Raw genomic sequence first — 20749 nt, forward strand, 5'->3', positions numbered from 1 at the left:
AGAGTTGATGAGGCGAACGATTTTGTAAAAAGTCTTTTAATAAATCTCAGTGCCTCAGTGTCTCTGTGGTGATTAAATTACATCTTTTCGTACAAAGAGCGTAGCAACTCGGGCGTAACGTGCGTCTGCCAATCCGGGCCATAGACGTTTTCCCACAGCGGCGCCAAACCTGAAGCGACTTTGATCATCTTGTTCATGTCGTCTTCAGACATGCCTTTGGTGATGCCTTTCGGCAATACGATATTGTGTTTTTTCATCATTTCGCGGAAAACACGCACGCCTTCCGGATAGAAGTCGTCCAATACGTCAAAGGCGATACAGTTGCCGATGCCGTGGTGGTAGCCCAATACGTAAGACAAGCCGTAAGACAGCGCATGGCACGCGCCGACCTGGCTGTAGGCGATTGACTGGCCGCCCATGTAAGAGGCCATCATCAGCTTCTCGTCGGCATCCGGATGGTCTTCCAAAAAGACTTCGTTACACAGATCCAGCGACTTCTCGCCGAAAGCACGCGCAAATTCGTTGATGTAAGTGCCGTTGAGCGCTTCGATATTGTGGATATAGCAGTCCATGCCGGTATAGAACCACTGGTCTTTCGGCACGCCGGCCAAGAGATCCGCATCCATGATGATCTGGTCGAATACGGTGTAATCCGAGTTCATGCCGAGTTTTTTGTCCGGACCGGTCAATACGGTGGTGCGCGACGCTTCGGCACCCGTGCCGGAAAGGGTCGGGATGCCCACATGGTGCACCGCCGGGTTTTTGATCAAATCCCAACCCTGGTAACTCGCCGAGCCGCCTTCGTTGGTCAGCATCAAGGAGATCGCTTTGGCCATATCCAGCGTGGAGCCGCCGCCCAGCCCCACCACGCTCACCGGATTCTTGCCCTTGCCGAAGGTTTTGACTTCGGCCGTCAGTTGGTCGACGTAAGTGGTTTTAGGCTCGTCGGTGGTGTCCACCCAGACAATCATGTCCTGCGGATGCATTGGAATGCGCGCTTGCAACGGGCGATCCTTGTGTACATGGTCAACGGCAAAGACCACGAAATCGTCGGCGTTGTGACGCTCGGCAGCCAGCACTTCGTCGAGCTGCTCGAAGGAGCCGCGGCCGAAGATCATTTTGGGAACAGTTTTAAAGTTACGGAATTTCATGGCAAACCTGTTTTGACCTATTTTTTGAATACGTTGGCAAAAGCGTCGATGCGCTGTTGAATATCGGCTTCCGACCAGCTCAGGTTAATGAGCATGGAAATCGTGCGGCTCATAATGGCGTCCGATTGCGGGGTTTTGACTTGCGTGTAGTCCGGGCGGTCGGCAATCAGTTCGATCGGCAGCTTGGCCGGGCCTTTCATCTGCTGGATATGCGTCCAGTTTTTGAAATAGTGCCAGTTGTTGCCGTACCAGTAGAATACGCCCGGCACCTTCTGTTCGCCCAGGGCTTTGACCACTTCGCGGGCGCGCGTTTCGTCCGGCAGGAAGAAGCTCAGGAAGCCGGCGTTGTCGCCCTCGGCGTCCGGCAGTACGCGGAAGCTGACTTCGGAATATTGCGACAGCGCATCTTTGAGCGCTTTTTTATTGCGGCGCTGGATGTCGAGAATGCGCCCGAGCTTTTTCCACTGCGCCACACCGACAGCGGCGTTCATTTCGGAGATGCGGTAGTTGGCACCCATGATCGGGTGGCCTTCGGCACCGCGGTCCATGCCGATATGGTCGTGACCGTGGTCGGAATACATATGGGCGTTGTTGTAGATGGTTTCGTCATTGGTCAACACCGCACCGCCTTCGCCGCAGGAGATGGTTTTGACCGAATCGAACGACAGGGTGCCGACCTGGCCGATGGTGCCGAGCGATTGGCCTTTGTAGGTGGCGCCGGTGGCCTGGCAGGCGTCTTCCAGCAGAATCAGGTTATGCTCGTCGCAAATCGCCTTGATTTCGTCCATGTGCCCCATGGAACCGCACATGTGTACGAAGTTGACCGCTTTGGTGCGCGGGGTAATCACCGCACGGATGCCTTGCGGAGACAATGTCAGGGTTTCATCGATTTCGGCAAACACCGGAATCGCACCGGCCAACACAATCGCTTCGACGCTGGCGACAAAGGTAAACGGCGGCACGATCACTTCGTCGCCCGCGCCGATGCCGGCCGCCGCCAGGGCGGTCGTCAGAGCCGCCGTGCCGCTGGAGACCAGATGGGCGTGTTTGACGTTTAAGGTGTCGCAAATCATGCCTTCCAGTTCGCGTGCTTTCCACACGCCGTTGCGCATGCCGTCAAAGTTGTAGCGGAAGGTGAAGCCCTGTTCCATGACTTCGTTGATCTGTTGTTTTTCGGATTCGTCAAAAATCTCAAAGCCGGGCATGGCGGTGACTCCTTGGTCGTCAGTCGTGCTTTATGCGTCTTGCAGTAAAGCGTCAATCAGGTTCTTGTGTTGGGTGACTTGGCGCGCTTTGCTGAGGCGGCCTGCCAGAAAAATGCTGTGCAGCTGTTTCAGCGCCGTATCAAAATGGTTGTTGATGACGATATAGTCGAATTCGTCATAGTGTGACATCTCGCTGACCGCGTCGCGCATACGGCGGGCGATGACCTCTTCGCTGTCGGTGCCGCGGTTGTTCAGGCGGCGGCTCAACTCTTCCAGAGACGGCGGCAGAATAAAGATGGAGATCGCTTCGGGAATCAGTTTACGCACTTGCTGCGCGCCTTGCCAGTCGATTTCCAAAATCACGTCCTTGCCGGCCTTGAGCTGCTCTTCGACCGTGCTGCGCGAGGTGCCGTAGAAGTTGTCGAATACCTGGGCGTGTTCCAGAAAGTCGCCTTCGCTGATTTTCTGTTTGAATTGCTCGATGCTCAGAAAGTGGTAGTTGACGCCGTTCTCTTCGCCTGGACGCATCGGGCGCGTGGTCGAAGAAACCGAAACCTTGATGTGGCTGTCCAGCTCGATCAATTTGCCGACCAATGAGGTTTTGCCGGCACCGGATGGGGCGGAAACAATGTACAGTGAACCACTCATAGATAACAACTTCTCCACAGAACGCAGCGCGCGCGGGTACACCCGCCGCAGAAATTAAAAGTAGTGGGCTATTTTAGCAGAGAAATTTCACGCACGGAAACTTAGCAAAACGATTGGCGCCCCATATCGCAATAAAAATAATCGGATTTTCACCTCGTTAAATGGCGGGGCGGGGATGGTCGGTCTATGACAAATCCATTACAATGTTTGAATGCATAAAGAAAGTATCTTTTTAATTGGTCCTATGGGGGCCGGAAAGTCGACGGTGGGGCGCGCACTGGCCGAACGCCTGCAATACGATTTCGTGGACAGCGATCACGAGATCGAGGCGCGCACCGGTGCCACGATTCCGATGATTTTCGACATCGAAGGCGAAGCCGGCTTCCGTGACCGCGAAGAGGCGGTGATTGACGAGTTGACGTTGCGTCCGCAAATCGTGCTGGCTACCGGCGGCGGTGCGGTGGAGCGCGAGATCAACCGCAAACACCTGCGCACCCGCGGTTTTGTGGTCTATCTGAAATCGCCGGTGGAATCGCTGATCCAGCGCACCAAGCACGACCGCAACCGCCCGCTGCTGCAGCACGGCAACGCCGAAGAGGTGCTGCGTAACCTGATGGTCAAACGCGAACCCTGGTATCTGGAGATGGCCGATCTGGTGATCGAGACCCAGCAGGTGCCGGTGCACCGCGTGGTTAAAACCATTGTGGATCAGTTGCTGGAAGAGCAGATCATTTAATTTTTAAAAACAAGTTAGAGAGCAAGGCGTGAAAACATTAACGGTTGATTTGGGTGAAAGAAGTTACCCGATTTTTATTGGCGAAGATCTGTTGGGCAAGGCCGAGTTGGTCAAGCCTTACGTCAAGGGCACGCAGGTGCTGATTGTCACCAATACCACCGTCGCGCCCTTGTATCTTGAACAGTGCAAACAGGCGTTTGCCGATTTTCAGGTGGAATCGGTGGTGTTGCCGGACGGCGAACAGTATAAAAACCTGGAGGTGTTGAACCAGGTGTTCGATGCCCTGATCGGCAAACACTTTGACCGCAAATGCACCTTGGTGGCGTTGGGCGGCGGTGTGATCGGCGATATGACCGGTTTTGCGGCAGCGGCGTTCCAGCGCGGCGTGAATTTCATTCAGATTCCGACCACCCTGCTGGCGCAGGTGGATTCGTCGGTAGGCGGCAAAACCGGCGTGAACCATCCGCTGGGCAAAAATATGATCGGCGCTTTCCATCAGCCGCAGTGTGTGATTATCGACACCAAAACGCTGAACACTTTGGCAGACCGCGAATTATCAGCCGGCTTGGCCGAGGTCATCAAGTACGGTTTGATCGGCGACTTGCCGTTCTTTGAGTGGCTGGAAGCCCATCTGGAAAAACTGCTGGCGCGCGATTCGGTATTTTTGGCCGAGGCGATCGAGCGTTCCTGCGCCAATAAGGCGCGTATTGTCGCGCTGGATGAAAAAGAGGCGGACATGCGCGCCTTGTTTAACCTGGGGCATACCTTTGGTCATGCGATTGAGGCAGGCATGGGCTATGGCGTGTGGCTGCACGGCGAAGGTGTGAGCGCCGGCACCATGCAGGCGGCGTATATGTCGAAACTGATGGGTCATCTCGATGACGCCGCTTTTGCCCGTATCCAGGCGATTTTTGAGCGCGCCAAGTTGCCGGTGTGCCCGCCGAGCGTGGCGGATATGCCGAACGAAAAATATCTGGACCTGATGGCAGGCGACAAGAAAGTGCAGGCGGGTACCATCCGTCTGGTGCTGCTGAAACGCATCGGCGAGGCCTATGTGACCGGCCAGTATGAGCGCGCGCTGCTGGAGCGTACGCTGACCGAATACCGTTGCTGAGGGATGTGCCCGCAGCCCGTTTAACTACCCGGCCTGTTCAGTTTTTGAACGGGCTTTTTTTTGCTTTGTAAAAACTTATCTTAAAGACCGATTTGCCTCTGAAGGAGACAACCATGCCGCAAACCCTCGCCAAACAATTTAGCAGTGACCATGCGCGCTTTTTTATGCGCGAAAACCTGATGATGATTGAGGTTAAGAATGATTTTGCCAACGCCTTGCTGACTACACACGGCGGCTGCGTGTTGAATTATGCACCCAAGCATGGCGAGGAGCTGTTGTATGTAAGCCCGACGGCGGTGTATCACGGCAAAAAGCCGGTGCGCGGCGGCGTGCCGGTGTGCTGGCCGTGGTTTGGCAAGGGCGCGGAAGCTGGGCAGCCGGCGCATGGTTTTGTGCGCAATATGGTGTGGCATCTGGATGATGTGCGCGATCTGGAAAGCGGCGTCACCGAGGTGGTGATGTCGTGCGAGGCGAATGAGAATACGCTGGCGGTGTGGCCGCATAGTTTCCATTTGCAGTTGAAGGTGGAAATCGGCGAGACCCTGGCATTGACGCTGACGACGACCAATCCGAACGATCACGATCTGGTCATTACCGAAGCGCTGCATACCTATTTCAAGGTGGCGCAGGCGCCCGGGCTGGTCATCAAAGGTCTGGAGGGCGCAACGCATCTCGACAAGCTGGTGGAAAACGCGCCGGCGGTCACGCAGGCGGGTGAGTTGACCTTGCAGCCGCCGATGGATTCGGTGTTTTTAAACCAGACAGGCCGGGTATCGGTGGAAGATGCGGTGGGCGGCAATGTCATCCTTATTGATAAGGCGCACTCCATGTCGTCGGTGGTGTGGAATCCTGGGGCGGAAATCGTCAAGGGGTTTGATGATATTCCGGCCGACGACTGGCCGCATTTTGTCTGTGTGGAAAGCGGCAATGTGCTGGACGATGCGGTGACCGTGGCCAGTGGCGAAAAACACGCGTTAAAAGTGGTTTATGCCATCGAATCCATGAAGGCGCTTTAATTTTATGGGTAACCGCATTTTATGATTGTTTTATTGAACCACAGAGTACACGAAGAGCACGAAGAGTTTGAGCGTTAATCAGTCGTTGGTGTTATTTTTGTGTTTTAAAGCGGTTTTAAAAACATTTAAAATCAATAAGATTGGTTGAGAATATATATCAATTACTTAGAAAAACTTCGTGCTCTTCGTGTTCTTCGTGGTTTAAATCATCATCAACTTATCAATCACAAAATATGGATACCCAATTTTATTGATTGGTTGGATCGGCAGGGGATTTGTTATGGTAAAAGGATGCGGTTCTTGATACCTTGGGGCACCTCTAAAAACCCCCGATGAGATTCTGCGGGACTTAAAGCCCCGCCCTTCGGGGCTTAGCCAAGTTTGCCATCTCTGTGTTATGAAGCTTTGCAAGGTCTAGACATTGCTTCAACTTCACGCCTTGATCTGGCAAACTTGGCGTTGCCAGAATCCATCGCGGGTTTTTAGAGGAGCCCCTTGGATTGCCCATAAAGGATAAAAGAGTATGTCTGACACGATGTCTTTAGAAAAACGCCTGCACTCGCGGGATGTTTCCAGTCGCAGCGAGATGGTGCAGTCTCTGGATGCCCGGGGAAAGGTGCTGGCCGTCAGTCCGAAGTGGCTTGAGGTCAGCGGTTATGCTGAAGACGAGGTGGTCGGACACTTTTTCGGGGATTTTCTGGCCGCGGAGTCCTTGTCGCAGATGGAACGCAACTTCCCCCATCTGAAAGACTACGGGTTTGTGGACAACGTGCCGTTGGTCATCAAGAAGAAAGACGGCACGCTGTTTGAAGCGGTGCTGAACGGCACCTCTATTTATGACGCACACGGCCGCTTTCAAAAGACCTTTTGCGAATTACGCACGCTCGAATATTACATGCACTCCTATGAGGAGACAGAGGCGCTGCTGGCCAAAGAGCGTTTCTTAAGCACCTTGAACAATCTGCGGGCGAATATTTCACGCTTATTGATCGAGCCGTGCGGCGAAGAGTGCTTTTTGCAAAGCGCCGCGCAGATGCTGGAAGAGCCGGCGGAGGTGCTTTCTGTCTCGCTGCGGCCGGAAGTGCGTTGTACAAACGATGCAGACTATCCGATTGAAATGCAACATCAGCTTCTGGAAACGCTTGCGGGTTCCAAAGTGCAAACTTACCATGTGAAGGTGCTGATGCATGATCCGTTTGATAAAGCAGCGTGTTATGCGTTTGACTTGGCGCTGTTGATTCACAGCGAGATGCTGGTCTTGTGGGAAAAGGGACTGCATGATCTTTTTGTGCTGATTCACGCCGGATTGCGTCATTTGCTGCAAAGCGAGCGCCTGCACCGCACACAAAATCAATTGGCTTCCTTGGCAAATAACGTCAATGCCATCGGTTTTGAGTGGGATAAGAAACGGCAAGCTTTCGCGTTTGTGTCGCCGCGCTCCAAGGCGCTGCTGGGGTATGAACCGGAACAGTGGCAGAGTCTGGATAGCTGGCTGCAATGGGTGCATCCCGAAGACAGGGAATCGGTTGCCGCCATTTTCGAGGAGGACGATGTCGAGCAGTGTCCGGAAAAAATGGAATTCCGTCTGCACACCGCTTCGGGCGTGTATCTGTGGGTGCTGTGCCATATCGGTTATGAAACCCGCAATCAGCGGATCGAGAAAGTGCAGGGCGTGCTGATCGACAATACCGAACAGAAGCAGATTCAATGTTCATTGGAAGAGGCGATCCGGCGGGCGCAGGAATTAACCGAGGCGCAGCATTCGTTGCTGACGCTGTTCGATCGGGGTGACATTGTCCTGTTTAAATGGAAAAACAACCTCAACTGGGGGGTGGATTATGTTTCCGCCAGTATCGAGCGCTTACTGGGGTATGAGGTAGACGCTTTTAGCGAGCATGGCATCACCTACGCCTCACTGGTGCATCCGGACGATCTGTTGCGCGTCGGTTCGGAGGTGCAGGAGGCGATTGAAATGCGCCAGAGTTTTTTCAAACATCAGCCCTACCGTCTGCTGACCCGCGACAATCAGGTCAAATGGGTGGCGGATACGACCTATGTGATTCGCAACGAGTATAACGAGATCACCCATTTTTTGGGGTATGTGTTTGATGTGACATTCGAGCGGGAAGCGCAGCAGCGCCTGCAGAGCATGATCGATTTGCAGGAGAATATTGTGATTGTCACCGACGGCCATCAGATCCGTTATGCCAATCAGCAGTTCAACAGCTTCTTTGGCGTTAGCGGTTTGCAGGATTTTATGCGGCGGTATAATTGCATTTGCGACCGTTTTATTAATGCTGACGGGCATTACGCCAAGCAGACGGAAAATGAGCAGTGGATGCAGGCGCTGGAACGGTTGCCGGTGGAAAAACGCATTGTCCGCATGGAAAGCCACATCGGAGAGCAGGCGTCTTTTTTGGTTAAACGCGCCGCGTTGGACGACGCGACCTATATCGTGACGTTCTCGGATATTACCGCCACCTTGCAGGAGCGCGATTTCTACCAATATCTGGCACAGCACGACCGCCTGACCGGCGCCCAGAACCGCGAATACCTCTACCATAAGTTCGATAAATTCGCCGCCGCCGCCAAGCGCACCAACCGCTGTTTGGCGCTGATTTTGTTCGATATCGATCATTTCAAGCAGGTCAACGATGTTTACGGTCATAATGCCGGCGATGACGTGCTCAAAGCCGTGGTGCAGCTTGTGAAGCAGCGCATTCGGGTGCATGACACCCTGATCCGCTGGGGCGGGGAAGAGTTCATTGTGCTCGCCGAGGTGGATATGCCGCAATCCGCCCAAGCGCTGGCCGAGCATCTGCGTTATGAAATTGAACAGGCCGGGTTCAAAGAGGTCGGCAGGATTACCTCAAGCTTCGGGGTTGCCCTGGTCAAAGACCACGAGCCGTTGAAAAATGCAGTGAGCCGCGCCGACAAGGCGCTATATACGGCGAAAAACGCCGGGCGGAATCTTGTAGAACTCGCAGAAGAAGCCTGAAGGTTTTGCATTTCCGGCACGTGCCAATTTCTCAACAGGCCGGGTATTCTCCGGCGATTTATGCCGACCTTTCCAATGCGCTTTTTAATTGATGCAGCGCCTGTTCCAATACTGGCGTCGGCACCGCTAGGTTAATGCGCATAAACCCCGTTCCCGAGCCGCTTTCCCCACCAAACGATTCGCCATCGCTCAAGCCGAGTTTGGCGCTTTCCACCAGCCAGTTTTTCAAAGCAGCGTGCGTTTCAAAACGCGCCCTGAAATCGAGCCACACCAGATAAGACGCCTGCGGACGCATCAGGTTTACATCGGGCAGGTGTTCGCCCAAAAAGGCTTCCAACCGGTCGATATTGCGCGAAAAATGGGCCATCAATCGGTCACGCCATTGTTTTCCGGCGAGGCTATAGGCCGCTTGCAGCGCGGTCAGCGCAAACAGATTCAGCCCGCTGATGGCATTGGCCTGACAGACCTTCAGATACGCCGCTTTGAGTTGCGGGTTGGCGATAATCGCATAGCCGATCTGCAGGCCGCCGAGGTTGAATGTTTTGCCCGGGGAACTGAGGGTCACGGTAATCTGCGCCGCCTGTTCCGACAGGGAGGCGGTGGGGGTGTGTTGATAGCCGGGATAGACGAGGTCGGAATGGATTTCATCGGAAACGAGGGTCACGCCGTAATGGATACAGAGATCAACCAGCTGTGCCAGCTCGTCACTCTGCCACACCCGGCCTGACGGGTTTTGCGGATTGCACAGCAGCATCAGTTTGACGTTGTGCTGCTGCATGGCCTGTTCCATCGCGGCAAAGTCCATTTGGTAAGAGCCGTTTTGCAGAATTAGCGGCGCTTCGACGGTCTGGCGGCCTTGCAGGATCGGCGCCTGCATAAACGGCGGATAGACCGGCGGGGTCACCAGCACGCCGTCGCCAGGCTGGGTAAAGGCGCTCACCGCCATAAAAAAGCCGTTGGCGACATTGTGGGTAAAGACAATCTCCGAGGCCTTGACGCTATAGCCGTGTTGCGCCTGCCAGTCGATAATCGCCCGATAGGTAGTGTCGGTTGCCAAAGTATAGCCGAGCAGCGGGTGCTGCAGCCGTTGTTGCAGCGCCTCGATAATAAAATCGGGGGTGGGCAGGTCCATGTCGGCCACCCACATCGGCAGGACATCGTCGCGGCCGAACAGGGCTTTGCAAAGCAGGTATTTCTCGGCGGCAGTGCCTTCCCGGTCATAAACCTGTGTAAAGGGTGTCAAATCCGGCATGAGCTTCTCCTACCCGGCCTGTTGAGTTTTTTGGGCGCGTTCAACGGCGTTTTTTCCAGACGGTGATTTGCGACAGCTGATGGCTATAATCGCGCGCACTCTGGCGGATGACCAACGGCATGTCCCGCGGTGCGCCTACTGGCTCGAAATGCGCTGACAGCAGCGCCGTCAGCCCTTCCAGCGAGGTGACGTTTTCGCCGGTGTGTTCGTCTTTGTAGCCGCCGAGCCAGCGCGATTTGTTGGTTGCGCTTTCCTGCCAGTCGTAAGTGGAGGCGATGACCAGCAGGCCGCCTGCATTGAGGCGTTGCGGCAGTTGCGCCAGAAATGCTTTGGGGTCATGCAGACGTTCCATCACATGGGTGGCGACAATCAGGTCGTAGCCGCTGAAAATCGGCTTGAGATTGGCCGGATCCTGCTGCAAAAACGTGCATTTATGGGCGTGCGCTTTGAGTCTGTCGGCCAGATCGCGCTGTTTGAAATCCATGATTTCGCCTTCCTGCACGATGGAGTAGCGGATGGCGCCGTTCTGTTTGAGCTGTTCGGCCACATTGATGAAGCGCGCCGAAAAATCCAGCCCGGTGACTTCGGCGACATGCGGCGCCAGTTCAAAACAGCCGCGACCCACCAGGCAGCCGATTTCCAGTGCTTTCAAATCCTGGCGGTTTTTTAGGTCGGTATCCTGTTGCAGCTGTTTAACAACGCTTTGCATCATGGCTTGCGGGAAATTGGTCACGCCGAAGTAGCTATCGCCGTAATGGAATTCGCAGTGCTGCGCGGCGGTGGTGTCGGTCTCGAATGTGGGGTATTCGGTCTGCACCGCCGCGGCCGATTCGATATAGCGGAAACCGGCGTGCTGGAAGAAATGGCGGCGGAAGGCGTAACGCGAATGGCCGTTGATTTCGTTGCCGGTGGAGATCCAGCAGCCGCCTTTGAAGATATTGTGCTTGTTGTCGAAGGTCGGCATGGTGAAGTCGTCGTAAAGCGGATGCACCTTGAAGCCTTCAAACGGATAGATCGGGGTTTGCGTCCACTGCCAGACATTGCCGATGACATCGTAAAAGCCGCCGTGGTTGAAGCGGTCGACCGGCATGGAGGAGGCGTAGAATTGCAGATTGTGGTTGGCGTTTTCGGGGTGCAGCATGGCACCGCTGACCTCGCGCAGACGCAGGTATTCGTCTTCGCTCGGCAGACGGATCGGCAACCTGGCCTGTTGAGATTTCCAGCGGCAAAACGCGTCGGCTTCCAGAAAGTTGACCTCCACCGGCCAGTTCCACGGCATGGGGATTTCTTCGGTCATGCAGCGCAGCCACCAGTCCGCTTGGTTGTTATCCCCCGTTTTTTTAACCCCCGCTTTTTTAACCCAGAAAGTCGGATGTTTATCGGGGGTGAACTGGCGCCAGCGGTTGCCTTCTTCACTCCAGTAGTCGGCATTTTCATAGCCGCCGGCCTCCACAAATGCCAGGTACTCCTGATTGGAAACCAGAAATTTTGCGGCCTTGAAGTCGGTCACCACCGCATCGTGGCGGCCGTATTCGTTGTCCCAGCCGTAGGTGTCTGCCGGGTCTTGATGGTTGATATGGATTTCACCGCCGCTGACCGGCAACAGGCTGTTTTTTGGCGCATCGCCGTGATCGGGGCAGACCGGGAACAGCGGATGCGATCGCACTTTGTCCAGCGGCAACTGGCGGATCAGCACCGAGGAGGTCTCCAGATGGATGCGTTCGTGTTCGATGCCCATCAGAATCGGCCACATCGGGCTTTGCCAGTCGATCGGCAGGCTGAAGTCGAGGGTGTCGATCAGCCGGTTGACGGCGTCGCGCACCTGCTGGCGATAGGTGCGCACGGCCTCGACGCTCGGCCAGTCGTAGTGCGCGTCGTTGAGGTCGTCCCACGACATTTCATCCACGCCGATGGCGCACATCGATTCGATATGGGGGTTGATGCGCGCTTCCAGCAGTTTGGCCAGCACCAGTTTATTGGTGAAGAAGGTGGCGGTGTGGCCGAAGTAGAAAATCAGCGGATGGCGCAGCGAGCAGGGGCGCAGATAAAAGACGCTGTCGTCCCTGAGCGTTTCGAACAGGGTTTCGTAGGTGCTGAAAGTGAGGTTGAAATAGTGTTTGATTTCGGCGCGTTTGCTTTCCACGTCGCCTTGTGTGAGGCGCGGCATGGCGGTGAGCAGGTCGGCGCGGGTAAGATGATATTGGTTAGGGTGGGTTAGAGACGACATTCTTGTATCCGGTTGCTATTCAATAGTTATGCAATAATTATACAGCCTGGCCTGCTGAAAATCAGGTAGCGGGGTGTCTTTGATGGTAATTTTTTAAATAGAGTACGGCCAGCACGGCGTTAATCAAACAGGGCGCAATCAACGACCAGTTTGGAAACTGTCTGTAGGCAAAGATGCCGATGATGCCGCCTATCAGGAAGCTGATTAAGAGCACCACCAGCAGGTTGGCCTGCCAGGGCCAGGCGGCGGCGCGGTTTTTGAATTTGTGGGCAAGATAGACGCCAAGATCGGTGACGATGCCGGTCATGTGGGTGGTGCGCAGTTGTTGGCCGCGATAGCTGGAAACTAGCGCATTCTGCAAGCCGCAGGCGACGGCGCTTAAAAAAACCGAGAATTCCGACTGAATGAAGCTGAAGAGCGTCGCCACCCCGAGAATCGTGCTGTTGAGCAGCAGAGCGTGGCCGTAGTCCGGGGTGTGGTAGTACTGTTTTTTGCCGATGATCATGCCGGACAGGAACGCGCCCAGCAGGAAGCCGCTGAGAATCATCAGGGCGTCGAGAAGTTCGCTCCAGTCGCTGTGGACCGTGGCATCGCTGAGTCTGGAGGTGATGCCTGTCATCTGGCTGACGGGCATGCCGAACTCGATCAGCATGGCGCTATTGATATAGCCTGCCATCCCCGCCATAAGCATGGCGATGACCATGAGTTTGCGTACCGAAAACTTGAGTTCTTCGGCGCTTTCGCCTTCCAGGTTTTCACGGATCGGATAGGGCACAGAGGATTACCTGCTTTAATGCAACGTTAAAACAAAAAAGGCCCGTATGTATAGCATACGAGCCTTTAGCTTAACGAAAATCAGGCATGAAGCCAATGGGTCGGTTTAAGCCAGCAGCTGATTTTTCAGTTTGTTCAGTGCTTGCTGTTCAACCTGACGGATACGTTCCATGGAAACGCCGTACTCCGCCGAGAGTTCTTTCAAGCCGACCTTGTCTTCGCTGAGCCAGCGTTTCTGCAGAATATCGCGGCTGCGTGCATCCAGTGTCGCCAAAGCGGCCTGCATACGCGCCAGTTGATACTCTTCTTCGCTTTCCTGAAGCAGTGCCGTTTCCGGATCGGCATAGTGGCTGACCAGTATCGGATAAGTGCCGTATTCCTCTTCGTCGGCCGGCTTGTCCACCGGAACGTCCTTGCCGTATAGACGGCTTTCCATTTCCAGAACATCTGCGCGGCTGACGCCCAGTTCCTGAGCGACCGCATCGGCATCCTTGTCGCCAAACCATTCCAGCGACTTTTTGGTGCTGCGCAATTTGAAGAACAGTTTGCGCTGCGCTTTGGTGGTGGCGGTTTTGACGATACGCCAGTTTTTGATGACATATTCGTTGATCTCGGCACGGATCCAGTGAACCGCAAAGGTCATCAGGCGCACGTTTTCCTTGGGGTCAAAGCGTTTGACCGCCTTCATCAAGCCGATATTGCCTTCCTGAATAATGTCACCCAGCGGCAAACCGTAACCGTTGTAGGAGCGCGCGACCGGCACCACATAACGCAGTGACGCTAAAATCAGCTGACGCGCGGCTTCCAGGTCTTTTTGGTAATAGAATTTTTCCGCCAGTTCACGCTCTTCTTCGGCGCTTAGCGGTTTCATGCTTTGTACCGTGCGCAGATAGGCGTCCAGGTTCTGGCCCGGGGTGAGTTCGTGAGTAAAGCCTTTTTTGGCCGGCAGCTTGGCAGCCTTGCCTGAGGCGTGGGTTTGTGTGTTAGAAACCAGTGTAGACATGCTTGTTTCCCTCATAAACCTGATTGCAATAGAGTCAATATAGCAAATTTTTAGCACTCTATGCAAGGGAGTGCTAAATAAATTCAATACTTTCGTCAGAATGTTTTAAGTGGTTGATTTAGAAGGCTGTAAGGGTGGGGCGAGAAGACTAAAAAGCCGGCAATTTTAGCCGGCTTGATTGGAGTGCAGCGGATGCCGATTGCATTACATCTGTGCGGCAAGCTGTCCGGTCTGTTGCATCATTTCCAGCCAGGCGTCGCGCAGTTCGGTCAGGATTTCGATGGCGCTGTCCAGATAAAAACTATCTTTTTCAAAAACCGCTTCCTGAATGCATTGATCGGCGTAGCGGTAGAGTTCTTCCAGATCATACGCCAAAGGGGTCGCTTGGGTAAACTGCAGGCGATCGCGCAATGCATCCAGAATCGTGGTCATGCGCCCCAGATGGAAGCCTTTTTCGACCAGCGCATTGCTCTGGTGACAGACTTTGGCCAAATTGCCTTTGTCGACCGCGCCTTGCAGTAACAGCAGCACGGTTTTGCGCGGATTTTCCGCCAGGTGCTGTTCGGTTTGCTGGTTGCGTTGATATTCTTGCAGTAACGGCGCTTTTGCCGCAGTTTCGGTATTGTTGATGGTCATGGCAGTTCCCTTATGTGTTTTAAGGCAAGTAGCGCCTTGTGTTCTATATATTCAAGTAAAACCAAAAGGCAATGTTGCCTCAAGTTTTTGGGTTACTTGCCGTATAGCAGGGAGCGTGCCAACAATGAACAAAAGTTTTGACAGTCGATGTTTTGAAAACTCAACAGGCCGGGTGGAAGGGATGTCTGGAGGGCGCCGCCGTGCGGAGGCGCCAATTGGAATGTCAGGTCAGTTTAGAAGGTCACTTTGACGGCGTTAGCGACGTTTTTGGCTTTTTCGATCGCCGCTTCAATGCTGTCGGCGCGCGCAATGGCCACGCCCATGCGGCGGCGGCCGTTGATATCCGGTTTGCCGAACAGGCGGATTTGGGTGTCCGGCTGCGCCAGGGCGTTTTCCAGATTGGAATAAAGCGTTTGCGTGGAGCTGCCTGTCGGCAAAATGACGCTGGAAGCCGAAGGGCCGTGCTGCACAATATTCGGAATCGGCAGGCCGAGAATCGCGCGCACGTGCAGCGCAAATTCGGAGAGGTCTTGCGACATCAAGGTCACCAGGCCGGTATCGTGCGGGCGCGGCGAGACTTCGCTGAAATAGACGTTATCGCCTTTCACAAACAGTTCCACGCCGAACAGGCCGCGACCGCCGAGCGCATCCGTCACTTTTTTGGCAATCTCTTGCGATTTGCTCAGTGCCGCCTCGCTCATCGGGTGCGGTTGCCAGGACTGGCGGTAGTCGCCATCTTCCTGATAGTGACCGATCGGCTCGCAGAAGCTGGTGCCGTGAATATGACGCACCGTCAGTAGAGTGATCTCGTAATCGAAATCGACAAAGCCTTCGATAATCACGCGTCCTTTGCCGGCGCGTCCGCCTTCCTGGGCGTAAGACCAGGCCTGTTCAATCTGCTCTGCCGATTTAATGACACTTTGGCCTTTGCCGGAAGAGCTCATAATCGGTTTGACGACGCACGGCATGCCGATTTTGTCGATAGCGGCAATAAAATCTGCTTTATTGTCGGCAAACGCATAGGGGGAGGTGGGTAATCCCAACTCTTCGGCGGCCAGGCGGCGGATGCCTTCGCGGTTCATTGTCAATTGAGTGGCGCGTGCCGTTGGGATGACCGTGAAGCCCTCTTTTTCCATCTCCGCCAGCGTATCGGTAGCGATGGCTTCGATTTCCGGCACGATGTAATGCGGTTTTTCCTGTTCAATCACCTTGCGTAACGCAACGCCGTCCAGCATTTCAATTACATGCGAGCGGTCTGCAACCTGCATGGCCGGGGCGTTCGGGTAGCGGTCTACCGCAATGACTTCCACGCCCAGACGTTGACATTCAATGGCGACTTCTTTGCCCAGTTCACCGGCTCCGCAGAGCAAAACACGCGTGGCGGTGGCAGAAAATGGTGTACCAATGCTAGACATGGCATCTCCTTTGCTTAGAGGTAATTAAGAATGGCGGGACGATGTTATCGGCAGGAGTTTGGAAAACTTGACCGGCAATATTGTCTGATCGCTGCTATCAATCGGCACATTATACGGTAATCCTTACCGTAAAACGATGCGAAGCAGCAGCTGGCAAGGGGAAGAGTTATGCTGGAACTTGAAACATCAAAACAAGCAGAATCGTTGCATGACGCGGGCGCATTGCGGGAAAAGGGAACGATGGAAGCCAAAAAACTGGTTAAACGCCGTCTGCCTGAAAAACGAACTGATATCAAGCAGGTGATGGAGAGTTTGCAAAGCCGTTTTTCGCATACCGATGATATGCCCGAGGACATTGCGCGTCTAGTGGAGGCTCAGGTGCAGCTGCGCACGCGGGATCTGTTTGTGCAGGCCAACTACGATGCGCTGACCCATTTGCCTAATCGCGCCTATTTTAGCGAAACGCTGGAAAAGGTCTTGGAACGCGCGCAGAAAGCCCATAGCAAATTCAGCTTGCTGTTTTTGGATTTGGATGGCTTTAAAGAGGTCAACGATACGCTGGGACACCAGGCCGGCGACGAGTTGTTGCAGCATGTGGCGGCACGTTTGGTTTCTTCGGTGCGCGAGGGCGATATCGTCAGCCGTCGCGGTGGCGATGAATTTGTGATTTTGTTGACGGATCTGGCCAGTCGCGAGGATATTGCCAGCTTGTGCCAGCGCATTATTCGCGAAGTGAGCCGTCCCTACTGGCTGAGCCAGCATGAAGCCAATGTCTCCACGAGCATGGGGGTGGCGATCTATCCGCAGGACGGCAAGACGGTTTCCGAGTTGCTGGAGAATTCCGATGCCGCTTTGTATGCCTCTAAAACGGCCGGCAGAAGAACCTATCGCTTTTACACCGAAATCATGAACGAGGTGGGGCTTAAATCCCATGAGTTCAGAGAAGAGTTGGGCGTGGCGATTGAAAACGGTGAGATCGAGTTGTCTTTCGAGCCGCAGGTGGAATTGGCGACAGGCCAGATTGCCGGGGCGAGCTTGACCGCCTTGTGGCATAACGCCCATTTGGAGTCGCCCGCGTTGAGCAGCTGGAGTAACATTTTGCTGAAAAGCGGCTGGTCGCAATCGATGGCGACTTGGTTGCTCGACAGTGCTTTATATTATTTGCAGCGTTGGCAGTCGGCGCAGAGTGATTTGGTGGTGTCCGTGCCGGTATTGGACAGCTTGTGGCTGCATCAGGATTTGCCGGCCTTTTTGGATACCCGCCTGCAGGCCTATCATGTCAGTCGTGAGCAGCTGCAGTTGGAGTTTTCGATGGCGAGCTTGCAAAGCGGTGACAGCAAGTTGCAGCAAACTCTGCAGGCATTGGGAGAGGCAGGGTATTTGATCACCTTGACCGATGTGGGAGCTTATCCGTTGGACTTGGCGTTGCTGTCGACATTGAAAATTAATGAAATCAAGCTGGATAAAGCTTGGTTGCAGCAAAGTCTGCAAACCAAAAGTGGTCAGGCCTGGTTGCAAGCCTTGATTATGATGGCTAAAAGTCTCGATATTTGTGTGATTGCCGCAGGCGTCGATTCCGCAGAGCAGAGCCGTCAACTACGTACCATGGGATGCTTGATGGCGCAGGGATCGCAATGGGCCAAACCGATGAGTGCCGAGCGTTTTCACAATCATGTGATGGCGCTCTACCGGGTTAGAGCATGATCCGCAAAACCGCATAAAAAAGCCCCTTTTCAGGGGCTTTGATTTTTAGATGAGGCGTTTACTCAAGCGGCTTTGAGTTGCGAGAGCATTTCCAAAATCACCCTGGCCGAATGGGTGGCCGCTTTTTCCAGGTATTGCTCAAAGGTCACGGCGTTTTCCTTGCCGGCAATATCGGAGAGTGAGCGGATAATCACAAACGGCGTCTGGAAGGTGTGGCAGGCTTGCGCAATCGCGGCGGCTTCCATTTCACAGGCGATCATTTCGGGAAAGTTGTTGCGGGTGTTGGCAACATCTTCCGCCTGGTGCATAAAGCGGTCGCCGGTGGCGATGAGGCCGTGCATGTGCACCACTTCATTGAGCGCCTGAATGCTGTTTTGGGCTGCCTTGACGAGCGTGTCGTCCGGCAGAAAACAGGTTGGCATGCCGGGAACCTGACCCAGATCGTAGCCAAAAGGCGTGACATCCACGTCATGGTGGCACACCGAGCTGCTGATGACGATATCGCCCACGTTCAGGTCGGTGTGGAAACCGCCTGCGGAACCGGTGTTGATGACATAGTCCGGTTGGTAGGTCTGCAGCAGGATCGTACTGCTGATGGCTGCATTGACCTTGCCGATGCCGGAACGCAGCAATACGACATCGATGCCGTCGATATCGCCCAGATAAAACGCATAACCTGCGTGAGTTTGGGTTTGCAGGTTTTGCATGCGGCTACGCAGTAGCGTCACCTCTTCTTCCATCGCTCCGATAATCGCAATTTTCATCTGTTCGCGCCTTATAGTTTGTTGCCGAGCGCCTGGAGTTTTTCGTCGCTCAGGGCGATCTCCGCGTTTTTATTGACGCCGATACCGTGGTCAATAATGTTCTGGGCGATTTCCTTGGCCTCTTCCAACGAGTGCATCACATAAGTACCGCATTGGTATTCGTTGAGTTCCGGGATGTCTTCCATGCGTTCGACTTTCAGTACGTCCTGCATCGATTCCAGCCAGGCGTTGGCGACACGTTCTTCACTGGGGGCGCCCAACAGGCTCATATAGAAACCGGTGCGGCAACCCATCGGAGAGATGTCGATGATCTCCACGCCGTTGCCGTTCAGGTGGTTGCGCATAAAACCGGCAAACAGGTGTTCCAATGTGTGAATGCCTTTCTCGCCCATCATGGATTCGTTTGGCTTGTTGAAGCGCAGATCGAATACGGTGATGGTGTCGCCGGAAGGTGAGGTCATGGTCTTGGCCACGCGCACGGCGGGTGCATTCATAATGGTGTGGTCAACGGTAAAACTGTCTAGTAAAGGCATGTTGGAATCCTCTGCAAAAGTTAGATGGAATCGGGATGTTTATCATTGTCGGTCAGCTCTTTTTTCAGTAGCCAGCCGTTATCCGTTTTAATAAAAAGATAATTGCGTTTAAATTCTAGTTCGTCGCCCGCCTCGAATTTGGGCAGAGCCAATTTCAGCAAACCGAGATTAACGGTTTGCGCCATCTTTTCAAGTGGCGTCAGGCTGCTATCCTGCATAATGGCGGAGGCGTATTCTTCGAGATTGCGTTCGGCGCGGGCATGAATGGTCATCTCGGCCACATAATGGGTATCGTTTTGTTTGTAACCATTATCTTTTGTGGTGCTAACGACGCTAAACAGGCCCACAAATTCCTGGTTGAAATGCTGAGCGGTCATTTCATTAATGGTTTTATCCGTGGGTTGCGTAATACCCAGGCAGCCGCTCAATAGCAAGGCGGCGAAAACGGCAGGAAGGTAAGAGAATAAGATGCGCATAATTTGAATTCCGGATAAACCGCGCTGTGCGGATAAGTGAATGTAATTGGGAAGTCAAAGGATACCATATTCAACATCTAAGCTGGTGCCAGGTGAATTTTAGGTATAAAAAAAGCCGGTAAAAACCGGCTTTATATATGGTGCGAGCGGAGAGACTCGAACTCTCACACCAAAGGCACCAGAACCTAAATCTGGCGTGTCTACCAATTCCACCACGCTCGCGAATGTGGTGGCCACACCTGGAATCGAACCAGGGACACAGGGATTTTCAATCCCTTGCTCTACCGACTGAGCTATATGGCCTAAATTGAATTCGCGTATTATAGGGAGCGGGTTTGAGGCTGTCAAATACTATTTTGAAAAAAATAACTTATTTTATTGTCCGCGGCGTTTTGGGAAAATTCGGGGTCTGGCGGGCAGATTGTGGGACGTAAATGCAAATACAGTACATATATAAGTAAGTGTCTAAAAGCGTCCATAGCCAGCGATGTCTGGTTGATAACAATAAGCGCGTAAGGAGCGGGTAGAGAGTCGTTGATAGGGGAAGCAAGTATACATATATATGTATACATGATTGAAAAGTCGCGAGGGTATATATCTTGTCAGGGACTTTATATTGACGGAGAGGGTTGGAGCGGCATGTGGTTATTAAATAAAACAGGCCGCTTTATTTTGTATAGAGTGCTGTATGTAATCTGTATTGGGTACCCGGCCTGTTGAGAATTTATTTGGATTTAATTTGGGGAAGTAAAAGCGTGTTGCGGGGATGGGAAATGGCGGAAAACGGGGTATAAGTGGATAAGTGTGTGGATAAGTCTTGAGTAAGCTGGGGGGTGGAATGGGATAAGTGTGGGAGAGTGAAAAAAGTGTCAAAAAAGTGAAAAAAAGTGGTGTTTGGGGGTTGCGGGTTTTTTTAAAGTGTATAGAATACGCCTCACTTCACGACGAGACGCTGACTGAGAAGTTGAGCGGCGAGTTGCGGGGGTGATGAGCAGCGGATTTGATGAGTTTTGAATTGAGAAGTTGCTGAAAATAATTTGAAAAAATTGTTGACAGCCTGGTTCGAAACTGATTATAATAAGCGGCTTACCGAGAAC

18 protein-coding genes and 2 tRNA genes are annotated in these 20749 nt (G+C 53.6%); 5 read left to right on the plus strand and 15 right to left on the minus strand.

Features of this window, described 5'->3' with window-relative positions; genetic code table 11:
- Positions 1-77: 77 nt before the first annotated feature.
- From HZ297_RS08415 to gmk, 3 genes are read right to left on the minus strand one after another with little or no spacing between them, the layout of a single operon-like run.
- A complete protein-coding gene (locus HZ297_RS08415) occupies positions 78-1151 on the minus strand; it encodes an iron-containing alcohol dehydrogenase family protein (RefSeq protein WP_178862696.1) in 1074 nt (357 codons plus the stop codon).
- Positions 1152-1168: 17 nt separating this feature from the next.
- The gene (locus tag HZ297_RS08420; protein ID WP_178862698.1) at positions 1169-2356 is read right to left on the minus strand and encodes a DegT/DnrJ/EryC1/StrS family aminotransferase; all 1188 of its coding nucleotides are present in this window, start codon (positions 2354-2356) and stop codon (positions 1169-1171) included.
- Between the two features lie 30 nt (positions 2357-2386).
- Positions 2387-3004 carry a guanylate kinase gene (gmk, locus tag HZ297_RS08425; protein ID WP_218644588.1) on the minus strand — a complete coding sequence of 206 codons (618 nt, stop codon included), beginning with the start codon at positions 3002-3004 and terminating at the stop codon, positions 2387-2389.
- Positions 3005-3215: 211 nt separating this feature from the next.
- Here gmk and aroK point away from each other — a divergent pair, with 211 nt between their 5' ends.
- The 4 genes from aroK (at position 3216) to HZ297_RS08445 (ending at position 8868) form a co-directional block, all read left to right on the plus strand.
- Positions 3216-3740 carry a shikimate kinase AroK gene (aroK, locus tag HZ297_RS08430; RefSeq protein WP_178862703.1) on the plus strand — a complete coding sequence of 175 codons (525 nt, stop codon included), beginning with the start codon at positions 3216-3218 and terminating at the stop codon, positions 3738-3740.
- Between the two features lie 28 nt (positions 3741-3768).
- Positions 3769-4854 carry a 3-dehydroquinate synthase gene (aroB, locus tag HZ297_RS08435; RefSeq protein WP_178862705.1) on the plus strand — a complete coding sequence of 362 codons (1086 nt, stop codon included), beginning with the start codon at positions 3769-3771 and terminating at the stop codon, positions 4852-4854.
- A gap of 113 nt (positions 4855-4967) precedes the next feature.
- Positions 4968-5870 (plus strand): D-hexose-6-phosphate mutarotase, encoded by a 903-nt coding sequence (locus HZ297_RS08440; protein WP_178862707.1) that lies wholly within the window; start codon positions 4968-4970, stop codon positions 5868-5870.
- 523 nt (positions 5871-6393) lie between these two features.
- Positions 6394-8868, plus strand: a complete 2475-nt coding sequence (locus HZ297_RS08445; protein WP_178862716.1) for a diguanylate cyclase — start codon at positions 6394-6396, stop codon at positions 8866-8868.
- A 58-nt stretch (positions 8869-8926) separates the two neighbouring features.
- Here HZ297_RS08445 and HZ297_RS08450 read toward each other — a convergent pair whose 3' ends face one another.
- From HZ297_RS08450 to purT, 6 genes are all read right to left on the minus strand, one after another.
- On the minus strand, positions 8927-10120 hold the full coding sequence (locus HZ297_RS08450; RefSeq protein WP_178862718.1) for a PatB family C-S lyase: 1194 nt from the start codon (positions 10118-10120) through the stop codon (positions 8927-8929).
- Positions 10121-10160: 40 nt separating this feature from the next.
- Positions 10161-12347: a 5-histidylcysteine sulfoxide synthase gene (ovoA, locus tag HZ297_RS08455; protein WP_178862720.1), complete on the minus strand. Its 2187-nt coding sequence runs from the start codon at positions 12345-12347 to the stop codon at positions 10161-10163.
- A 61-nt stretch (positions 12348-12408) separates the two neighbouring features.
- Positions 12409-13122, minus strand: coding sequence for a YoaK family protein (locus tag HZ297_RS08460; protein ID WP_343034792.1), 714 nt, complete (start codon positions 13120-13122; stop codon positions 12409-12411).
- 105 nt (positions 13123-13227) lie between these two features.
- Positions 13228-14124 carry an RNA polymerase sigma factor RpoH gene (rpoH, locus tag HZ297_RS08465; RefSeq protein ID WP_178862722.1) on the minus strand — a complete coding sequence of 299 codons (897 nt, stop codon included), beginning with the start codon at positions 14122-14124 and terminating at the stop codon, positions 13228-13230.
- Between the two features lie 204 nt (positions 14125-14328).
- A complete protein-coding gene (locus HZ297_RS08470) occupies positions 14329-14760 on the minus strand; it encodes a flagellar export chaperone FliS (RefSeq protein ID WP_178862724.1) in 432 nt (143 codons plus the stop codon).
- A 233-nt stretch (positions 14761-14993) separates the two neighbouring features.
- The gene (gene purT / locus HZ297_RS08475) at positions 14994-16175 is read right to left on the minus strand and encodes a formate-dependent phosphoribosylglycinamide formyltransferase (RefSeq protein ID WP_178862726.1); all 1182 of its coding nucleotides are present in this window, start codon (positions 16173-16175) and stop codon (positions 14994-14996) included.
- A 168-nt stretch (positions 16176-16343) separates the two neighbouring features.
- Here purT and HZ297_RS08480 point away from each other — a divergent pair, with 168 nt between their 5' ends.
- A complete protein-coding gene (locus tag HZ297_RS08480; protein ID WP_178862738.1) occupies positions 16344-17879 on the plus strand; it encodes a putative bifunctional diguanylate cyclase/phosphodiesterase in 1536 nt (511 codons plus the stop codon).
- 62 nt (positions 17880-17941) lie between these two features.
- Here the strand turns inward: HZ297_RS08480 and mtnN are convergent, their stop codons facing one another.
- From mtnN to HZ297_RS11975, 6 genes are all read right to left on the minus strand, one after another.
- Positions 17942-18643, minus strand: a complete 702-nt coding sequence (mtnN, locus tag HZ297_RS08485; RefSeq protein ID WP_178862740.1) for a 5'-methylthioadenosine/S-adenosylhomocysteine nucleosidase — start codon at positions 18641-18643, stop codon at positions 17942-17944.
- An 11-nt stretch (positions 18644-18654) separates the two neighbouring features.
- Positions 18655-19176 carry an S-ribosylhomocysteine lyase gene (luxS, locus tag HZ297_RS08490; RefSeq protein ID WP_178862742.1) on the minus strand — a complete coding sequence of 174 codons (522 nt, stop codon included), beginning with the start codon at positions 19174-19176 and terminating at the stop codon, positions 18655-18657.
- Positions 19177-19196: 20 nt separating this feature from the next.
- Positions 19197-19652: a hypothetical protein gene (locus tag HZ297_RS08495; protein ID WP_178862744.1), complete on the minus strand. Its 456-nt coding sequence runs from the start codon at positions 19650-19652 to the stop codon at positions 19197-19199.
- Between the two features lie 138 nt (positions 19653-19790).
- Positions 19791-19874, minus strand: a tRNA-Leu gene (locus tag HZ297_RS08500).
- A gap of 5 nt (positions 19875-19879) precedes the next feature.
- Positions 19880-19955 (minus strand) — tRNA-Phe (locus tag HZ297_RS08505).
- Between the two features lie 566 nt (positions 19956-20521).
- Positions 20522-20749 (minus strand): hypothetical protein (locus tag HZ297_RS11975; protein WP_218644589.1); only part of this gene is annotated, 228 nt, incomplete at its 5' end.

This window comes from Thiomicrorhabdus cannonii (assembly GCF_013391695.1).
GTDB lineage: Bacteria > Pseudomonadota > Gammaproteobacteria > Thiomicrospirales > Thiomicrospiraceae > Thiomicrorhabdus > Thiomicrorhabdus cannonii.